Raw genomic sequence first — 18,129 nt, 5'->3', positions numbered from 1 at the left:
TCCACCGTGTTCGGGACCGGAGAGGATTGTCCATGGTGGCCTTGCCGCGCGTGCGTATCCTGGCCGCGCTGGCGGCCACCGCTCTCCTCGCCGCCTGTGCGCACAGCGGCCCGCATTCGGTCGCGACGACTTCGCTGCCGCAGGTGGTCATGGGCGCTCCGTCCGCTCCGGCCGCCGTCACCGCCGGGCCGGCCGGTCTGCGACTGCACGGGCAGCCGTGGTGGCCCGGCGGATTCAACGCACCCCAGCTGGCCACCGATTACGCGGTGAATTTCGGCTGTGGTGCGGAAGTCGATCTGGACGCCTTCTTCCGGAAGCTGCCCGCGAACTCCCTCACCCGGTTCTCGCTGTTCCAAGCCTTCGTCGTGAACAAGGACACCGAGGCGGTCAACTTCAAGCCCGCGGACGCGGTCTTCGCGGCGGCCGAGAAATACGGCCGGATGGTGCTGCCCGTACTGGCCGCACAGACCGGCGACTGCGGTGACGAGATGTTCAAACAGCGCCAGTGGTACGTGGACGGCTGGACGAAGGTGAACCACGTCCCCGGTCGCTCGATCATGAGCTTCCGCGACTGGGTGCGCACGGCGGTCGGCCACTGGCGCGGTTCGCCGTCGCTGGCCGGCTGGGAACTCGTCGGCGAGCCCGAGCCGAGCAATTGTGACGGCAGCCGTTGCGATCTGCGGCACCGCACCTGCCCCAGCGATGCCGCGACCGTACTGCGCACCTTCATGGAGCAGGCCGGAAAGCTGGTGCGCGAAGAGGATCCGCGGCGCCTGATCTTCGCCGGATATGTCGGCGGCAGTCAGTGCGGCATCGCCGGAGATAATTTCGCGCAGGTGAGCGCCTCGCCGCTCATCGACGCGGTGGAGTTCCACGACTACACCGAGGACGGCAATCCGCTGCCCGGCGACGCCGCCAATGGTCTGGCGCGCCGCCTGGACCAAGCCCGTCAGCTCGGAAAACCCCTGCTGGTGGCCGAGATCGGCGAATACGCCGGTTCCTGCGACAGCCTGGACAATCGCCGCGAGATCATGGGCCGCCGCATCTCCGGTCAGCGCCGGGCCGGTACCGCGGGCGCGCTCATCTGGGCGTTCGTCCCCGACCCGCGCCAGGATCAGTGCACCTACGATGTCGGCCCCGAGGACCCGCTGTGGTCACTGGTCGCCGATACCACCACGCTCGGCTGAGCGCTCAGCTGCCGATCACCCGGTAGAGCCGCCAATCGGGCGATCCGGCACCGTCATTGGGGATCTCCAGCTCCAGCGTCGCGATCTGCGCACCGTTCTCGTACATGCTGGGGTACCGCCGATTCACCGCATCGGAGGTTCCGCGCCCCGAATTGGGCACCGCCAGAATGTATGTGACCTTGCGTTCGGCGGGACGGTTGAGCACCCGCACAAAATCGCGGTCCGACGGAATGACGTAGCGGTCGGGCTGATCGGAGGCGACCAGCACCGCGAAGCCGTACACGGTATCCATCACCACCGAACCGGGTGGCAGATGCAGCGCGTCGATATAGTCCGCCAGCTTCCGGCCGGTGCTGAAGGTCGCGGCAATGCGGGCCTGGTCGGCGTACCGGGCGGAGGCATTGTCCGGATCCGGAAAGAGCACCGCACCGAGCGCGTACTCCTGAACGGCCATGAGCTGGTTACTCATTCCCAATGTGGTGACCGGGAGCGAGGCGACCAGTGCGGCTGCCGCCACCGCCGCGCCGACCGAGCCCCGTGCCGACCGTGACGGTGCCGTGGGCGCCGCGATACCCGGCTTGTCCGCGTACCGCCCGAGCCGGCGACTCGGCGGGAACCCGCGCGCGGGCGGTAGGAGCAGCACCAGCATTGCGGCCAGGGGAATGACCGCCACATAGAACCGCAGGAAGGCGAAGGTGGAACCGGTTGCGTAACTGAGTATCTGGAAGGCCAGCACCGCTCCGCACAGCAGCATCGGCACCGCCGCCTGCAGATCGCGCCGCCATACCGCCAGCGCGGCCGTCACCGGCAGCAGCAGGGGCAGTACGGGGGAGAGAATCAGCATGGCCCCGAGCGAATACTGCAGCGCCGCAAAGGGATGCTCCGGCGCCGCCGCACCCGACTGGGCGAGAATGGCGGTATTGCCGTACTGCGAGGTGAACTGCTGAAACGCCTCCCCGGTGATCAGCCAGCTGGTGGCCGCCCACACCACGAACGCCAGCACCACCGGCGCGATGACCAGCGTCAGATCCATTGCCGCACCGGAGAATCGGTAGTCGTCGTGCCGCCGCCGGTAGTAGCTCACCGCGAACACCACCACCGCGGCGGCGGCCGCCGGAGCCAAGGCGTCGTACCGCGTCAGATATCCGAGCCCGAGCGCGATACCGCAGGCGACCAGATCGTGCACACCGTCGGTGCGGACCCAGCGCATGAGCCGCCGCACCGCCCAGCACAGGCAGAACAGGAACAGCGCCTCGCTCATGCCATTGCCGCCGTAGAACACCACCATCGGATTGAGCGCGAACACCGCGGTGACGAGGACGCAGAGCCACTGCGGCGCACCGCGATCGGTGCCGATGCCCCAGACCATCACCACCGCGCCCGCCATGAACAGCGCCGTCATCAGCACCCCGGACAGCCCCCAGCGGGTGATCCCCGGAAACCACGGCGAGAACGCCACGAAGGGCAGCTGCGCCAGCGAGGTGAGCGGTGTGAAGACGAAGCCGATGGCCGACAGGTGCGGATCCCGGCTGAACAGCGCCGACTGCGTGGCCGATACCCGGCTCAGGGCATCACCCATCAGATATCCGCGCCCGGCGGTCACGAACGCGCCGGTGAGCAGGTACAGCAGCGCGGATCCGGCGAAGATCAGCCGGGGCGCCCGGACGGCGCTCAGCGAGAACCTGGCGGTGTTCACCGACCACCTGGCCGGGCTGATCGAGACCCCGGCGGCGCTCACTCGACCTCCTTCGTGGTGCCGAGCCCGTGGAAGGTCTTCTCCCAGTACGACGGATTGCGTACCAGCTGCCAGCACCCCTTGGTCGAGGCCACCGCCATGAGCAGCCAGTACGCCGGTGAGGTCAGACAGGCCAGCAGCAGATCGGGCCGATCGTTCTCCCGGCAGGCGACCAGATTCATGTACACCGTCGCGGCATTGCCGAGCACGAGCACCAGCAGCGCCGGGAAGTAGACGGCGGCCGGGAACACCTTCTCGATGATTCCGGGCTGGCCGAAAATCCAGGTCAGCGTAATGAACCAGAACAGCAGATTGAGGCAGGCGATAATCGGCGTGCCCGCGAGAATGAGCGTGAACCGCAGGAACCCGACGGGACCGATCTTGCGCCACAGCTGCACCGGTCGTCGGGCGTGCACCAGCCAGCTCTGCAGATAGCCCTTGTACCAGCGTGAGCGCTGCCTGATCCAATTGATCGGATCCGGATTCGCCTCCTCCAGCGTGGTGGAATCGATGACGGCGGTGGAGTATCCGCGCGCCGCGATGCGCACGCCGAGATCGGCGTCCTCGGTCACGTTGTACGGATCCCACGCACCGATATCGATGAGCACATTGCGCCGGAAGTGATTCGAGGTGCCGCCCAGGGGAATCGGCGAACTGCTGCGCATGAGCCCCGGCAGCAGGAACCCGAACCACAGCCCGTAATCCATGGTGAACCAGGCGGTCAGCAGATTCTGGCGGGCATTGTGGAAGGCCAGCTTGGCCTGAATGCACACGACCGAGCGCGGCAGCTCGCCGAAAGCCGCGACGACACGGCGCAATTGCAGTGGTTCCGGAATATCCTCGGCGTCGTAGATGGTGACGATATCGCCGGTCGCCGCGTGCAGTCCGTAGTTGCACGCCTTGGGCTTGGTGCGCGGATCGGCGGCCGGTACCAGCACGATGGTGATGTGTTCGCTTCCGGCGGAACCGATTCCGGCACGGTGGGCGGCCTCGATGGTGGGGGAGTCGTCCTCCTCCAGCAGCAGCAGCGCCTGCAATCGATCACGCGGATAGTCGATCCCGTTCAGCGCCGCGATGAGATCACCGACCACCTCGGGTTCCCCGTATGCCGGAACCAGAATCGTGTACGGCGGCAGCCGATCATCGGGGAGCGCGCGGGCCCGCTCGTCGTCCACCGTCAGAATGGCATCGCGGGCCATGCCCCGGGTGAAGATCAGCACCCGGTCCACGATGACGGCCAGATAACCCAGGGTGCAGGCCGCGACCAGTACGATCACCGTCGCCATCGGCGCGAGCAGCACGCACACCACGACGACCAGCGCCGCCGCCAGCAGTGTATTGCGTTGCCACGGCAGGAAAGCCACCGAGGCGGAGGCCATCGGATCGTTCTCGCGCAATCCGTGCACCGCCGTGTGCAGCGCCCGCGTGCGCTCGGATTCGGTGGCCAGGCCCGGCAGTTCGCCCGTCATCCCCCGGCTCCGATCCGCACCATCTCGGTGGCCACCGCGGTCAGCATGGCGCTGTCCTTGACGTCGTATTCGATATCGCCCGAGCTGTTTTCGGGGTCGAGGGTCACCGCATTGCCGCGCAGGAACTGGTGTAGCAGATTGTCCAGATTGCTGATCGCCCACGGTTCCGGCTCCGGGAATTCGGCACCGGGCAGATGATTGTCCGCGGCAATGAGGCTGACTCGCTGCGCACCACCTGTGCCCTGCCAGTTCCAGCTCAACCAGGTCCAGCTCAGCAGTCGCCGGTCGTCCAGCACGGTATTGAGCCGCGCGGACACCCCGTGCCCCAGATCGACTCGGACACCGGCGGTGACGCGCGGCTGCGTCAGGTGGTACATGGTGAATTCCGGATACCGGTCGACATTGTGCGGGCTGTCGGATCGCACGATATCGACCACGAGCCGCCGGCGTCGGGATTCCTTGTCCCACTCCGGGTTTCCGCGCACCGCCCGTATCTTCTGCCGGGTCCAGGTGGTGTCCGGGCCGAAATATCTGGTGACCCAGGGGAAATGCCGTTCGTCGAGGAGCTGCCAGCCGGGTGGAGCGGCGAGCGTATCGGCAATGACGAGTCCCGGAATGTGCGGGCTCGGGGTCTTGTACTCCGACGGCGTCGGGATGAGGGCGAACAATCCCGCCGCGACGACCGCCGTCACCGCCGCACTGCGTGACTGTGCCGCGGTCAGCGGTCGCACCGGCCGGTTCAGCGGTCGCACCGTCGACCAGTCGCGATGGTGCAAGTACATGATCGTCGTGGAGACGTACACGGCCAGGATGGGCGGAATGAGCTGATAGACCAGCACCGTCGCGTCCGGGAACCACACGGCGAGCACGACCAGCGCGACCATTCCCACCGCGAGCGCGATGGCGGCGGCGGCGAGCGCACGCCGGCGGGTGCGTCCCGCCCCGATGGCGGCGGCGATGGCGGCGAACACCACGATGACCGCGCCGTTCGCGAGTGTGCTTCCGTTCAGTGCGACCACCCACCCGCGATAGAACGGCGGGAAGGCCGCGAGCATCAGCAACCAGGCCGGCCAGAATCGGAATACCGGCCGCAGCCCGAACATGAGCACGCTCACGCTCATCAGGAACATCGGCGCCGCAACAAGATCCAGGTGCAGCACCTCGTACTCGTAGCGGTAGCGCAGCACCAGCAGGCCCATGGGAACCGCCGCGAAACCGAGCCCGAGCAGTCCGATGATGATGTCGGACTGCCGGTCGTAGATGGGCAGCTCATCATGATGGCGCAGGGCGATGCCGATGGCCGCGAACAGCGCCAGCACCGGCAGGGCGATCACGTAACCGATATCCGAGCCCTGCTCCAGATCCTCGATCAGCTCGAACCACAGACTCCAGAACGCCACCACGGTGCAGCCGAGGACAACGGCGAACCGCAGCAGGGTGAACCACGGCACGGTGCGCCGCACGGGCCGCTGCGGTGCCGGTGATTCGATCGTGGCCGTCATCGGCGAATCAGCGAGTACGCCGGCGCTGCACCAGAATTGCTATGCCGCCCAGCACGCCCACCGCCAGGATCACGCCGCCCGCGAGCGCGAGCTTATGTCCCAGCGGGGTGCCGGAGTCACCGGAACGACCGGCTGCCGCCTCGGCCGCCAGCTTGCCGGCCGGATCGAAGAACTCCGGATCCCGGTCGCCCGCCTGCAGCAGCACCGGACCTGTCAGCTGGAACGACCGATCCTGGTCTGCGACAAGCCAGTTCAGCAGGCGATCGAGGTGCTCGGGCGACTCTGTGGAGGTCGCGACCACGACGGTGCGCTTACCGGTCCACGTGGCCTGCAGCGATCCGAACGAAATCGGCGGCGTCAGATCGATTTTCGTCCTCAGGTAGGCATCGTCGCCGTAGACGGTGAGCGTCTCGCCGCGGCGATCCAGCGGCAGCGTGATCGAGTCCGGCACACCGCCGTTCGCGGCCACCAGCACGGCGGGCACGGTGCCGCGCACGGCATCGTCGAAGGACACCAGTTCCGGCCGCAGCGGTACCGCGGTCAGCCGCTGCGCCGCGATGAGAACCTGTGCGGCCCGGACGGTATCGGCGAAGCCCGGGGTCTGCAATCCGACCTGCACCCGCGGCAGCAGGGCCTGCGGCACCGCGCCCAGTCCCGCGGGCAGCGGCGGAGTCGCGAGGTCGCCGCGCACCTCACCGTCGGGATCGATGGTCAGCGTGACCGGCTGTTCGAAACCACAGCCATTGGTCAGGCCCGCCTGCTGCAGCGTCACCGATACCGTGGTGAACCGGCCGAGGAGCTCGTCCGGGAGGGTGATCAACTGATTGAAGGCGCCCGACGGCTGCACCGGCCAGGCCGCGATCTGCCGGCCGCCCACCGTCACGGCGAGCTGGCCGTTCAAGGTATTCGGCAGGGGAGTGTGATTGCCGCGCAGCGCAACTCGCACATTGTGCGAGGGCCGGCCGAGCCGGGTCTGATCGATGGCGAAGTCCACCCGCACATACCCGATCGCGGTGGCGCTGAGCTGATTCTGGCCGAGCGCGGACAGTGTGGTGCTGTCGGGAGCCAGTTGGGGCGCGGCAGGCAATCCGAGCGCGGTCGCGTCGGGGGCCAGGGCCGCCTTGGCCAGATCGGTGGTGAGCAGCCGGATCTGGGTCGGCAGCGTCTTCTCATCGCCGGAGATCGTCAGCACCGGCGCCGGACCGCCCGTCACCCGCAGTCCCGCATTCGACTCGTCCCGGATCACGATCTGGCGCTCCAGGAACGCGGGTGTGTGATCGGGAATCGCTGTGCCCGAATCGATTCGGCGAATATCCACGGCGACCGGCTGCCGGGTGTAGCGCGCGGTCACCGCCGTGCTGAGCGCCAGCACCGCGGCGCTCTCGACCTGCGAGGGTGTGGCGGGTGCGTAGATGGTCACGCGCTGCAACGCCGGCGGCAGGAATTCCGCGACCGTCGTGGGCTGCGCCTCCTCGCCGTTGTAGATCACCACGACATCCGACATCGTCGCCGGTTGCCCCAGCCAATCGTCGATGCAGATGCCCGGCTCCGGAACCAGCGAGGAGGTCAGCCGGAGGCTGATCGTATTGTTCTCCACATCGGCCCCGGGCAGCGAAATACGCACGGGCGCATGGGGATCCGCGGGCAGCGGGACACGATCGAGAAAATGCTCCGATGAGCGCGCATCGATGCTCGCCCGCGCCACATTCGGCGGCAACTGCACCGTCCCCATGATCGCGACGGGTGCGAGACCCGGCAGGATCGGCAGCGTGAGCGAGACCTCGTGCGCGCGCCCCGGAAACTCCAGCGTCTTGCCCAGGCCGAGGCTCGCCAGCGGAATCGGATGATCGGAAGGTGTGGCCCTGGACACCGTTGGCGCCGCTGTCACGGTGACAGCGGCGGTGAGCAGAGCGAATACAGCGGTTGCCGCACGCGAACTCATGAATGGTCTCCTGGGGAATCGAGTCGCCCTTACAACCAGGTCGGGTCGCCGAAGACCGCGCCGCTGTCGTCGACTTCGGCGGATTTGGCGTAGAGATAGGTGTACTGGCGAATCGCCACGGGTCCGGTGCACTGGTTCACCGCGATATGGAAGTCCCGAATGATGATCTGGACCTCCTTGCCCGGAATGAGGTCCTTGTCCGCGACCGGAACGTCCTTGACCTCGCCCGGAGCGAGGTTGATGCTCAGCGGCACCTGAATATTGGGCCCGATCAGCGTTGTCGACGGCAGCGCGCCCGGTCCCGGAGGAAGGGGGATATTGCCGCTGGGCACATAGACCTGGGGGATCGCCCCGGCATTGCCGTTCAGCAGGGTGACCGCGCATCCGACGTGATATCCGGTCTTGAGCTGACCGCCGGCCAAACCGTTGACCCTGCCGTAGGCGATATTGCTGACCAGCGCCTCACGCGAGGTGCCCACTTCGTTCAGCGGCGCGATCCGATTGATGAATTCCGAGCGGTCTCCGACGGTGAAGGTGCCGAAGGTGGAGGTGTAGGTCTGCTCGTGCCCTGCCAGTTCGGTGATGTCGGCATGGGCGCTCGGCAGAGCGCACAGCGCGGTTCCGACGGACAGTACGAGCACTCCGAACGGTTTCGACCGCATGATGATCAAGGTAATAGAGGAATCGCATAACTGGCCCGCATGACACGGACCGAGTGGTCGCGATTCAGATAACGCCGCCTGCGCTGTGCCGCATGACCGCCACAATCCAGCGCAGTGCCACCACGGTCGCCGCCGCCAGCACGGCGATCTGCGGGGATCCGGTGATCAGCAGCAATACCAGCGCAATGATCAGCCCGGCGGCGAGCGCCTCGAGCTTGTACACCGGCCAGGCGGTACCCGCGATGCTCACGGTCGGCACGTGCGACCGGGTACGCGCTCCCTGTGTTGGGTGAACAACTGCCATCTGTTCAGGGTATACGACAACCTAAAGTTCGGTCCACCGAACTCTGCTGTCGGGAACATAACAAGATTCTGGTGTGTTAGCTGGGTCATGCCACTTTCCGGAGAATACGAACCCAGCCCCACGGACTGGGCGCGCACACAGGTCGAAGAGTACGAGGCATCCAACGGCGCGAAGGCCAGCAGCCATGAAGGCAAAGCTGTCATTGTGCTGACCACCGTTGGCGCCAAGTCCGGCAAACTCCGTAAAACCCCGCTCATGCGTGTCGAGCACAATGGTGAATACGCCGTTGTGGCCTCGCTCGGCGGCGCCCCGAAGAACCCCGTCTGGTACTGGAACGTCAAGGCCGACCCGCACGTCGAACTGCGCGATCGCGATGTGGTCAAGGACTACGACGCCCGCGAGGTCACCGGCGATGAGAAGAAGGTCTGGTGGGAGCGCGCGGTCGAGGCGTGGCCCGACTACGACAACTACACCAAGAAGACCACTCGCGAGATCCCGGTTTTCGTCCTCACTCCCCGCAACTGACGACACTCCCGAGCGCACTCCGCCGAACTGGCTTTGCCGGTCGGCGGAGTGTCGCGTTTTCCGGCTCAGTAGCATGTGTCGGGTGTCAGATCCGCTTGTAGTTGCAGAGAAAGCGCCAGGTCCGCTGCCCCCATTGAGCGCGGACGAAATCGATGCTGCCGCCAAGCGAATTTCTTGCATTATCGATCCGACGCCGCTGCAGCGAATCGCGCGGCTGTCGGAACTGACCGGTGCCGAGGTCTACCTCAAGCGGGAAGACCTCACCGCTGTGCGCTCCTACAAGCTGCGCGGCGCCTACAACCTCATCGTCCAGCTCACCGCCGGCGAACGCGCCGCGGGCGTGGTCGCCGCCAGCGCCGGAAACCATGCGCAGGGTGTGGCTTTCGCGTGCAAGGCCATGGGGATCAAGGGCCGTATCTACGTTCCGACCACCACTCCCAAGCAGAAGCGCGACCGGATTCGCGTGCACGGCGGTGAATTCGTGGAGCTCATCGCCACCGGCGATACCTACGATGCGGCCGCCGCGGCCGCCGTCGACGATGTGGCGCGCACCGGCGCGACCATGGTCCCGCCCTTCGACGATCCGCGCACCGCGGCCGGACAGGGCACCATTGCCGCCGAGATTCTGGATCAGCTCGATCGCGCCCCCGACCTGGTGGTGGTGCCGGTGGGCGGCGGTGGCTGCCTGGCCGGTGTCAGCACCTACCTGCGGGAACGCTCGCCGCGCACCGCGATTCTCGGTGTCGAGCCGGCGGGCGCCGCGTCCATGACGGCGGCCCTGGTCGCCGGGGGACCGGTCACCCTGCCCGAGATCGACCCGTTCGTCGACGGTGCCGCCGTGCGCCGCATCGGCGCGGTGCCCTACACCGCGGTATCGCGGCTGGGTGGCGCGGTACGTTCGCACGCTTCGCTGCCTTTATTGACCACCACCGAATCCGGTAGTGGCGCAGGCGCTTTCCGCATGATGACCGTCGACGAGGGTGCCATCTGCACGGCCATGCTGGAGCTGTACCAGAACGAGGGCATTGTCGCCGAGCCGGCGGGCGCGCTCTCGGTGGCGGCGCTGCGGGAGGTCGAGCTCACGCCCGGGGCGATCGTGGTGTGCCTGCTCTCGGGCGGCAATAACGATGTCTCCCGCTACGGCGAGGTCATCGAGCGGTCGCTGGTGCATCAGGGCCTGAAACACTATTTCCTGGTGGACTTTCCGCAGGAGCCGGGCGCACTGCGCCGCTTCCTCGACGAGATCCTCGGTCCCGACGACGACATCACCCTCTTCGAGTACGTCAAGCGCAATAACCGGGAGACCGGGGCGGCGCTGGTCGGCATCGAACTGGGGTCGCCGGACGGTCTGGAATCGCTGCAGAAGCGAATGGACGAATCCCCGATCCGCGGCGAACGCCTGGATCCGGGTTCACCGGCCTACCGGTACCTGACCTGACCTGAGCGACTCGATCCCGGGCAGAGCGGGGAAGTGCCCTGCCCGGGACGGTCGTACGCGATCCACCCCCACAGGGGACCGCGGGCCGGTGTGGTTCACATGTGCAGCAGAAATCCCGCGCCCGTGGCGTAGATGAGCTGCGGTTCGCCCAGCTTCCGATCCAGCCGGTGCACCACGTCCTCGATGGTCGCGACAGTTGTTGTCTCGGTGCAGTATTCGGCGAGCTCGGCATGACTGACCTGGGTTCCCGCCCGCGCCGCCAGCAGTTCCAGCGCGCAGAACTCCCGGGCCGTCATAATGAGCAGCACGCCGTTGCGCTGCACCCGCCGACGCAGCCGATCCACCACCAGATCACCGATGGTCAGCACCTGGGCGGGTGGTCGCAGATGCCGTGCGCACAGCGCCCGTACCCGTCCGGCCAGCTCGCCGAGCGAGAACGGTTTGGTCAGATAGTCGTCCGCGCCGCTGGCATAACCCTCGGTGCGATCGGCCGGGCTGTCGCGCGCGGTGATGACCAGGGCGGGCATGTGCAGCCCCGATTCCCGTTGCCGCCGAATTAGATCCAGCCCGTCCCCGTCGGGCAGCCCCCGATCGACGATCAGGCAGTCGTAGCGGCGGTTGCCGCAACTACGGCCGGCGTCGGCGAGATTCCGGGTCAGATCGACAATGAATCCGGCGGCCCGCAGACCGGCGGCGACCCGTTCGCCCAACTCGTCGTCGTCCTCGCAGACCAGTACCCATACGCTGCGGGGGTTCATCCGATCGTCGGGCATTCGCCCACGGTGTCACGACAATTGTGAACGAATCATGAGCGATAGTCGTACGACGAGTCGAGTAGTCCACTACGCGGGAAACCGAACGGTTGCGGCGGGAGAATCTGTTCATGAAAAGACTGGTGGTGTGCTGTGACGGCACCTGGAAGGCGGAGTCTTCCACCACGGTGTCGAATATCGTGAAGATCGCGCAGACGGTATCGCTGGCAGACGCCGACGCGGCCGGGAACCATATCGGCCAGCGCGTCTACTACGTCTCCGGGCCCGGAGCCCGCGGCTTCGCCTCCGATCGCCTGCTGGGCGGCGCCTTCGGAACCGGTCTGGAGGCCAACCTCTCCGCCGCCTACTGGCAGCTGGCCCTGAACTGGGAGCCCGGTGACGAGATCTACATCTTCGGCTTCAGCCGCGGCGCGTTCACCGCCCGCAGCCTGGCCGGGATGATCAACCGGCTGGGCATCCTCACCTACACCGCCATGATCGATGGCAAATACCCCGACGCCCTGAAGATCTACCAGACCCGCAAGGCCCATCCCGATGATCCGGATCCGCCCGAATGGGCCGAATTCCGCAGTGCCCATTGCTATCCCGATCCGGTCACCATCAACTTCCTCGGTGTCTTCGACACCGTCGGCGCCATGGGCATCCCCGGCATCACCGCGCGCCGGCACCGCTTCCACGATGTCCGCCTGTCCTCCATCGTGCACTGCGCCCGCCAGGCCCTGGCCATCAACGAACGCCGCCGCGCATTCGAGCCCTGCCTCTGGGAAGTCCCCGTCGAGATCGACGAAAAGTACCGCCGCACAGACAGAGTCAAGCAGGTGTGGTTCGAAGGCGTGCACAGCGATATCGGCGGCGGCTACCCCGACTGCGGCCTCTCCGACATCACCCTCGCCTGGATGATCCGCGAAGCCGAAGCCGAAGGCCTAGCCTTCGACCGAACCCGCCTCACCACCCTGCAGCAATGCTGCCCCGACCCACCCGAAACCCTCCACAATTCCCTCAGCCCAGGCTTCCGAATCCTGAACTTCCTCCGCCTACTCCACAACCCCCGCAGCCCCCGCTTCTACTGGGACTCCTGGCGCCGCCTACTAGAGCCCTACGACCAAGCAAGCTACCTAGCCTCCTCAGCCCAATCCGCCGACTACACCCCCACCAACCTCACCCGCTGGACCGAATCCCACAACGGCCCAACCTCTCCCGCCCTAATCGAACCCACGGAAGGGAACTATTGCTAGACAGCAGTGGAGACGTTCAGCGCTCGACCCCCAGCGGCCTTCGGCTTTTGTGTTCTGTCTCGAGAACGCAACCACAGCCGGTCGACCCCGCCGGTACCGCAGGTACCTCTCCCAACTGCGGAAGGTAAACCGGGTACCTCTCCCAACGTGCCCAGCACAGCCATCTCGGGCTTTGCCCGCACCCCCTGCTGACCAACCCTTCCCAGGAGGCAAGAAACCCAGGTGCACCGACCGTTTCGGCATAGAAACCGTCGGTCCCGGGGGATGGAACAGCGGGTGTCTCAGCGGCACAACGGTTATCGGGTCTGTGCCGTGCGGACACCTGCTGTGCGGTCGGGGAGAAGCGTTGTGTGGTGCCCGCTTCAGGGGGTTTCGAGGCCGAGATGAGGCCGGTGCACCTGGGTTGTGTGCGTCGAGAGGCGGTGGTGGGTCTCGGGGTGCGGGCAGGGCCCGAGATGGCCGTGCTGGTGACGTCAGGTGGGGTACCCGGCTTACCTTCCGCAGTACCGAGGTACCTGCGGTACCGGCGGGGTCGACCGGCTGTGGTCCGGTTTCGGAGACACAAGACGAAAAGACAGAACCCGAAAGACCAAGAACCCGAAGCACCCAGACCCAAGAACCAAGACCCCGAAACCCCCACCCGTGCAACGACCTGTAGCACCGCCGGGACCAGCCCGGCGGTGGAACAGGGGCAAACGGGTGTCAGCAGGTGGGTGTGGAACCTACTGCCGGTAGCGCTGTAGTTCCCGCTCGTTACGGGCCCGGATCCGCGCCACCGCAGCAGCCTTCAACTCCAGCGGATGGTGCAGGTGATTGACCTGCGGTACCCCGGTCGGGTTGATGTGCGCAGGCCCGATCCACCCGGTCCGCCCCGGAAACTCTGACTCCGGTCCCATGACCACGGTTTTCCATCCTCCGGGCCCGTCGTGGACCTGGGCGTGGCAGTGATCGCAGGCGAGGGTGAGGTTGTCGATATCGGTGCGCCCACCGTTGCTCCACTCGGTGATGTGATGCACCGCGCACATCGTGGCCGGGGCGTCACACCCGGGCCGCGTGCAGCCCTTCTCCGAGGCGATGAGCGCCAGTCGTTGTGCGGCACTGGCCAACCGAGGTACCCGCTCGGTCCCGAAGGACCGCGGCCCGAATACCAGACACGCGGGCCGTGTGCCGTGGCCGGTGCTCGCCGATCCTGAACCACGCTCGGTGCCAGCTGCACGCAGGTCGTGGCCGGAACCTGCTGCCCGCGCACCGTTCTCGGCGCTGGCAGTGCACGCACCGGTACCACAGCCTCCCGACTGACAGTCACATTCGGTGCCCGACGAGCCAGGGGCATGGTCGGGACCGGCCGCACCCGGAACGCCCTGGTCGCCGGTAGGCCGGGCACGGTGCCCGAGATCGGCCGACCCGCACTCGCGATCGGCATCACCTGTCTGCGAACCGGGCTCGAAACCGGCCGGGTGAGCACCGAAATCGAGGCCCGCCGTACGGGACTCGCACTCGATGCTCGAGGAGTTGCGGGTGTGGTCCAGGTTCACCGAGCGGGTACCGCGACCCAGATACAGCGGCAACCCCACCGGGTTCAGCACCGCCAGATACTTGTTCGACTTCGCCGCCAACTCCAAAGCTTCCGGGATCGACACGATCCCACCGGACGCGGTCGTGGCGACACCGGCGTCGGCTTCCAGATCCGTCACGCTCATCGTGACGATCACCGACACCGGCAGACCACGATGCCTACCCAACTTCGCCGGGCCACCGAACTCCGGGCGCAAGAACGCCAGCAGCGCATCATGATTACGCTGCGCCGGAGTACGGGTATCACGCTCGACACACGCCGCCATCGCCTTGGCATCGAGCTTGTGCTCGGACACCCACGGGCTCTGCGGATCCTTCGGATTGCACATACCCGGGCGGGCCAGCTTCGCGAACACCGGCTCGAGGACCGAGCGCAGCTTGCGGTTGATCTCCCCGTTCCACGGAGACATCCCATCCGCACGCTCGGCACCCAGGGTGAGACCGCGCATGCGTTCACGATCGGCATCGGAACTCAACGAGCCATCCGGATCCAAACCCGCGAGCAACACTTCACCCATCACCGGCAACCCTTCCGGGTACCCGGTGGGCGCGAACTCGGTCAACTGCAACTCGGTGGCCTCACGAACGTCCATGTCGAGACTGCCGGGCAACCGGTTCATCACCGTCATGATCCGCCGCACATGATCGACACCGATCACCCCTTCACGGTGCGCGGCAGCCACGTGCGCCAGGGTCGGTTCCAGCTCCACACCGGAGACGATGCGCGGACCGGTTTCCACCGCGACGCTGACCCGGGACGCGGCGTCGGCGCGGGAGATACCCAAGGTTTGACGCAGGAACACCTTCGGGGACGCGACCCCACCCCGCTGGGCCAGGCCACGACTGGTGGTTTCCACGACGAAACGGGTTTTGACTGCTTCGAGTTTGCGGGTGCAGGTTTCGACTTCCCGCATGAGTGCGATGAATTCGTCATCGTGCAACGGAACCAGGGACGCGTTCAGGAGGTGACCGACCGCTACCGACAGTGCGTGCGCACTCTCGGTGTTCACGGTTTCTCCCCCTGGATTCATACCACTATTCTACCGCCGTGAGATGGGCACGGAAAGGTGAATTGTGGTGTGATATAAGGATATTCAGACTGGCGGACCGACCAGCCTCTTTCGCGGCTTTGAGGAGCCGGAAGGAATTCGGACAGTGAGGGTTTGGTCTGTCAGGCTGCCTGGTTCTGTTCGGACCATTCGGACTCTACCTCGTTGGGTGTGCGGTAGCCAATCGCTGAGTGCAGCCGAATCTGGTTGTACCGCAACTCGATATAACGAGTGATGTCTTCCTCGGCAGCTGCCCTGGTCCGATAGTGCGTCCGGTAGACACGTTCATTCTTCAAGGTCCCGTTGAATGATTCGGCCCAGGCGTTGTCGTAGCAGACCCCGGTCCGCCCCACCGACCGGAGAATGTTCAATTCCTTCGCGACACCGGCGAACGCCGCGGACAGATATTGAGTACCGCGGTCGGAATGGAATACCGTGACCCCTGGCACGAAACTAACTGTGCGGCAGGCCATTCGCAACGCGTCTGTGACGAGTTCGGCACGCATGTGTTCGGCCATCGCGTAGCCGACTACCTTCTTGGAAAAACAATCCAGCACAGTCGCGAGATAGAGCCAGCCCTCCGCAATGCGAACGTAGGTGATGTCGCCGACCAGCTTGAGGCCGGGCCGGTCGGCGGTGAAGTCACGCCGTACCAGGTCCAGCAACACGCCTGCGTCGCCGGCGAGGGTCGTGACCGGCCGGAACGGGCGCGGCTGGCAGGCCACCAAACCCAACTCACGCATGATCGACCGCACCGTCTCCGGATCGGCGATGGTGCCCCACCGGGCGAGCTGAGCGTGGACGCGACGATACCCATACGTGCCGTCGGAATGTTCGAACGCGAATTGAACTTCAGCAGAAAGGATCTCGCGCCGAACAGTGGTCACCGAGACCGATCTGCTCTTCCAGTCATAATAGCCGGACCTGGATACTTTCGACCACCTGCACATCCTGGAGACCGGGTAGTTTCCTTCTTCGGATTCGATGAACGCGTACTTCGCGGTCACCGGAACCTCTTCGCGAAGAAGGCCGCCGATTTTCCCAGGAACTCGTTCTCCGCCTCCAACTCTCGCACCCGGCGCTCGAGTTCGGCCAACCGCGCCTTATCAGGTATCGACAACTCCGGCTCCACGACCACATGGGTTTGCCGATAGTTCTTCACCCAGTAGTTCAAGGTCTGCTCGATCAACCCCAACTCGCGCGCAACCTCGGCCACCGTCCGTGACCGCTCGACCACTTCTCTGGCCGCCGCCTCACGAAACTCCGGCGAATACCGCGTATTCTTCCGTGCCACAATAACTCCGTTCGGTGAACCCCGACTCTACTTCGGGGCCACTGTCCGAGAACCTTCCAGCGCCTCAGCTTTGTTCTTTTCTTGTTTTGTGCTTTTGTCGTTTCTTTCTTCTCGTCCAGGCGTCTTTAATCTTTTGTTCTTTATCTCTTCTGAGGGGCTGGAATGTTCTCGGACAGTGAGGGTTTGATCTCTCAGGCTGTTCTGCTCCGTTCGAACCAGGCGGACTCTACTTCGTTCGGTGTGTGGTAGTCAATCGCGGAGTGGAGTCGAATCTGGTTGTACCGCAATTCGATATAGGCGGTGATATCGCGGCGAGCATGTTCGCGGGTCCGGTATCGGGTGCGGTGGACACGTTCGTTCTTCAGAGTGGCGTTGAACGATTCCGCCCAGGCGTTGTCGAAGCAGGTTCCGGTGCGCCCCACGGAGTGCCGGATGCCGAGTTTACGGACGGCCCTGAGGAATTCGGCAGACAGATACTGGGTACCGCGGTCGCTGTGAAATATTGTTTCTCCGGCGCGGATCGGGAGATTGCGTGCCGCCATGGTCAACGCCTCCACGACCAGTTCGGTCTGCATGTGTTCGGCCATGGCATACCCGACGACTTTCTTGGAGAAGCAATCGAGCACGGTCGCCAAATACAGCCAGCCCTGGCGGGTGCGGATGTAGGTGATGTCGCCGACGAGTTTGACTGCCGGCGCGGTAGCGGTGAAATCGCGCCGAACCAGGTCCGGCCGGTCGGCACAGTCGGCCGCAAATGGTGGTGGAGGCCGGAACGGGCGCGGCTGGCAGGCCACCAACCCCAGCTCACGCATAACTTTTCGGACCGTGCCCGGATCGGCCAGCACTTTGCGGCGGGCCAGCGCCGCATGGATACGCCGGTACCCGTAGGTGCCGTCGGAATGGCTGAAACAAGACCGGACCTCGGTCTTCAACCTATCTCGACAGCGGTCGGTGGCCGAGGGTTCCCGACCACGCCACGCGTAATAGCCCGACTGTGATACCCCGGCCCAACGGCACATGTCGACGATCGTGTGGCGGCCTTCTTCGGAGGCAACGAACGCATATTTCGCCGCTACAGGTACTTCTTCGCGAAGAAGGCCACCGATTTTCCCAGGAACTCGTTCTCCTCCCGGAGTTTCCGGTTCTCCTCCTCCAAGGCCCGCAACCGCACACGTTCATCGGTCGACAGGTCCGAGGCGGCCTCGCCGCTCTCGGTCCGGCACGCATGAACCCAATTTCGGATCGTCTGCTCGGTGACTCCGCAATCGCGCGCTACATCGGTGAACGACCGCCCCCCGACCAACACTTCCCGAGCCGCCGCCTCTCGAAACTCCGGGCTGAATTTCCGCGATTTCCTCTGCGCCACAAGCCACTCCGTTCAGTCACCCAATTCTAGATTGGGCCACTGTCCGAAGAACTTCAGGCACCTCTCTTCCGCC

15 protein-coding genes are annotated in these 18,129 nt (G+C 65.5%); 4 read left to right on the top strand and 11 right to left on the bottom strand.

Annotated features, from left to right (window positions below):
• Positions 1-32: 32 nt before the first annotated feature.
• On the top strand, positions 33-1,187 hold the full coding sequence (locus OG326_RS32355) for a beta-mannosidase (RefSeq protein ID WP_442790854.1): 1,155 nt from the start codon (positions 33-35) through the stop codon (positions 1,185-1,187).
• Positions 1,188-1,191: 4 nt separating this feature from the next.
• On the opposite strand, the gene OG326_RS32350 is transcribed toward OG326_RS32355, so the two are convergent.
• From OG326_RS32350 to OG326_RS32325, 6 genes are all read right to left on the bottom strand, one after another.
• Positions 1,192-2,883 (bottom strand): ArnT family glycosyltransferase, encoded by a 1,692-nt coding sequence (locus OG326_RS32350; RefSeq protein ID WP_442791069.1) that lies wholly within the window; start codon positions 2,881-2,883, stop codon positions 1,192-1,194.
• A gap of 38 nt (positions 2,884-2,921) precedes the next feature.
• Positions 2,922-4,391 (bottom strand): glycosyltransferase, encoded by a 1,470-nt coding sequence (locus tag OG326_RS32345; protein WP_327140917.1) that lies wholly within the window; start codon positions 4,389-4,391, stop codon positions 2,922-2,924.
• Positions 4,388-5,893, bottom strand: a complete 1,506-nt coding sequence (locus OG326_RS32340; RefSeq protein ID WP_327140916.1) for a hypothetical protein — start codon at positions 5,891-5,893, stop codon at positions 4,388-4,390. Before OG326_RS32340 ends, OG326_RS32345 begins: the two co-directional genes overlap by 4 nt.
• A 7-nt stretch (positions 5,894-5,900) precedes the next feature.
• Positions 5,901-7,835 carry a hypothetical protein gene (locus tag OG326_RS32335; protein WP_327140915.1) on the bottom strand — a complete coding sequence of 645 codons (1,935 nt, stop codon included), beginning with the start codon at positions 7,833-7,835 and terminating at the stop codon, positions 5,901-5,903.
• A gap of 29 nt (positions 7,836-7,864) precedes the next feature.
• Positions 7,865-8,497 carry an MspA family porin gene (locus OG326_RS32330; RefSeq protein WP_327140914.1) on the bottom strand — a complete coding sequence of 211 codons (633 nt, stop codon included), beginning with the start codon at positions 8,495-8,497 and terminating at the stop codon, positions 7,865-7,867.
• Positions 8,498-8,561: 64 nt separating this feature from the next.
• Complete coding sequence (locus tag OG326_RS32325) at positions 8,562-8,747, bottom strand: hypothetical protein (protein WP_442790853.1); 186 nt, start codon at positions 8,745-8,747, stop codon at positions 8,562-8,564.
• 141 nt (positions 8,748-8,888) lie between these two features.
• On the opposite strand from OG326_RS32325, the gene OG326_RS32320 reads away from it, so the two are divergent.
• Entirely contained in the window at positions 8,889-9,326 is a 438-nt protein-coding gene (locus OG326_RS32320; RefSeq protein WP_327140912.1) for a nitroreductase family deazaflavin-dependent oxidoreductase, read from the top strand.
• Positions 9,327-9,399: 73 nt separating this feature from the next.
• On the top strand, positions 9,400-10,764 hold the full coding sequence (ilvA, locus tag OG326_RS32315; protein ID WP_327140911.1) for a threonine ammonia-lyase IlvA: 1,365 nt from the start codon (positions 9,400-9,402) through the stop codon (positions 10,762-10,764).
• Positions 10,765-10,859: 95 nt separating this feature from the next.
• Here the strand turns inward: ilvA and OG326_RS32310 are convergent, their stop codons facing one another.
• Positions 10,860-11,537, bottom strand: coding sequence for a response regulator transcription factor (locus OG326_RS32310; protein ID WP_327140910.1), 678 nt, complete (start codon positions 11,535-11,537; stop codon positions 10,860-10,862).
• 110 nt (positions 11,538-11,647) lie between these two features.
• Here OG326_RS32310 and OG326_RS32305 point away from each other — a divergent pair, with 110 nt between their 5' ends.
• Positions 11,648-12,772, top strand: coding sequence for a DUF2235 domain-containing protein (locus OG326_RS32305; protein WP_327140909.1), 1,125 nt, complete (start codon positions 11,648-11,650; stop codon positions 12,770-12,772).
• A 722-nt stretch (positions 12,773-13,494) separates the two neighbouring features.
• On the opposite strand, the gene OG326_RS32300 is transcribed toward OG326_RS32305, so the two are convergent.
• The 4 genes from OG326_RS32300 to OG326_RS43085 all read right to left on the bottom strand — a co-directional run bounded on the left by OG326_RS32300 (position 13,495) and on the right by OG326_RS43085 (position 18,056).
• Positions 13,495-15,378 carry an HNH endonuclease signature motif containing protein gene (locus tag OG326_RS32300; protein ID WP_327140908.1) on the bottom strand — a complete coding sequence of 628 codons (1,884 nt, stop codon included), beginning with the start codon at positions 15,376-15,378 and terminating at the stop codon, positions 13,495-13,497.
• Positions 15,379-15,518: 140 nt separating this feature from the next.
• Positions 15,519-16,690, bottom strand: a protein-coding gene (locus tag OG326_RS32295) for an IS3 family transposase (RefSeq protein WP_442790852.1) whose coding sequence is annotated in 2 segments (ribosomal slippage) — positions 15,519-16,438 and positions 16,438-16,690 — 1,173 coding nt in all. Because the reading frame shifts where the segments join, the coding sequence is not laid out codon by codon here.
• A gap of 191 nt (positions 16,691-16,881) precedes the next feature.
• Positions 16,882-17,796 carry an IS3 family transposase gene (locus tag OG326_RS32290; RefSeq protein WP_442791068.1) on the bottom strand — a complete coding sequence of 305 codons (915 nt, stop codon included), beginning with the start codon at positions 17,794-17,796 and terminating at the stop codon, positions 16,882-16,884.
• Positions 17,763-18,056 carry a transposase gene (locus OG326_RS43085; RefSeq protein WP_442790851.1) on the bottom strand — a complete coding sequence of 98 codons (294 nt, stop codon included), beginning with the start codon at positions 18,054-18,056 and terminating at the stop codon, positions 17,763-17,765. The genes OG326_RS32290 and OG326_RS43085 overlap by 34 nt, the downstream gene beginning before the upstream one ends.
• Positions 18,057-18,129: the final 73 nt, after the last annotated feature.

The sequence above is a fragment of the Nocardia sp. NBC_01327 genome, assembly GCF_035958815.1.
GTDB lineage: Bacteria > Actinomycetota > Actinomycetes > Mycobacteriales > Mycobacteriaceae > Nocardia.
The sequence above is the reverse complement of the archived record's forward strand: the minus strand, read 5'-3'. Positions and strand labels throughout refer to the sequence as shown.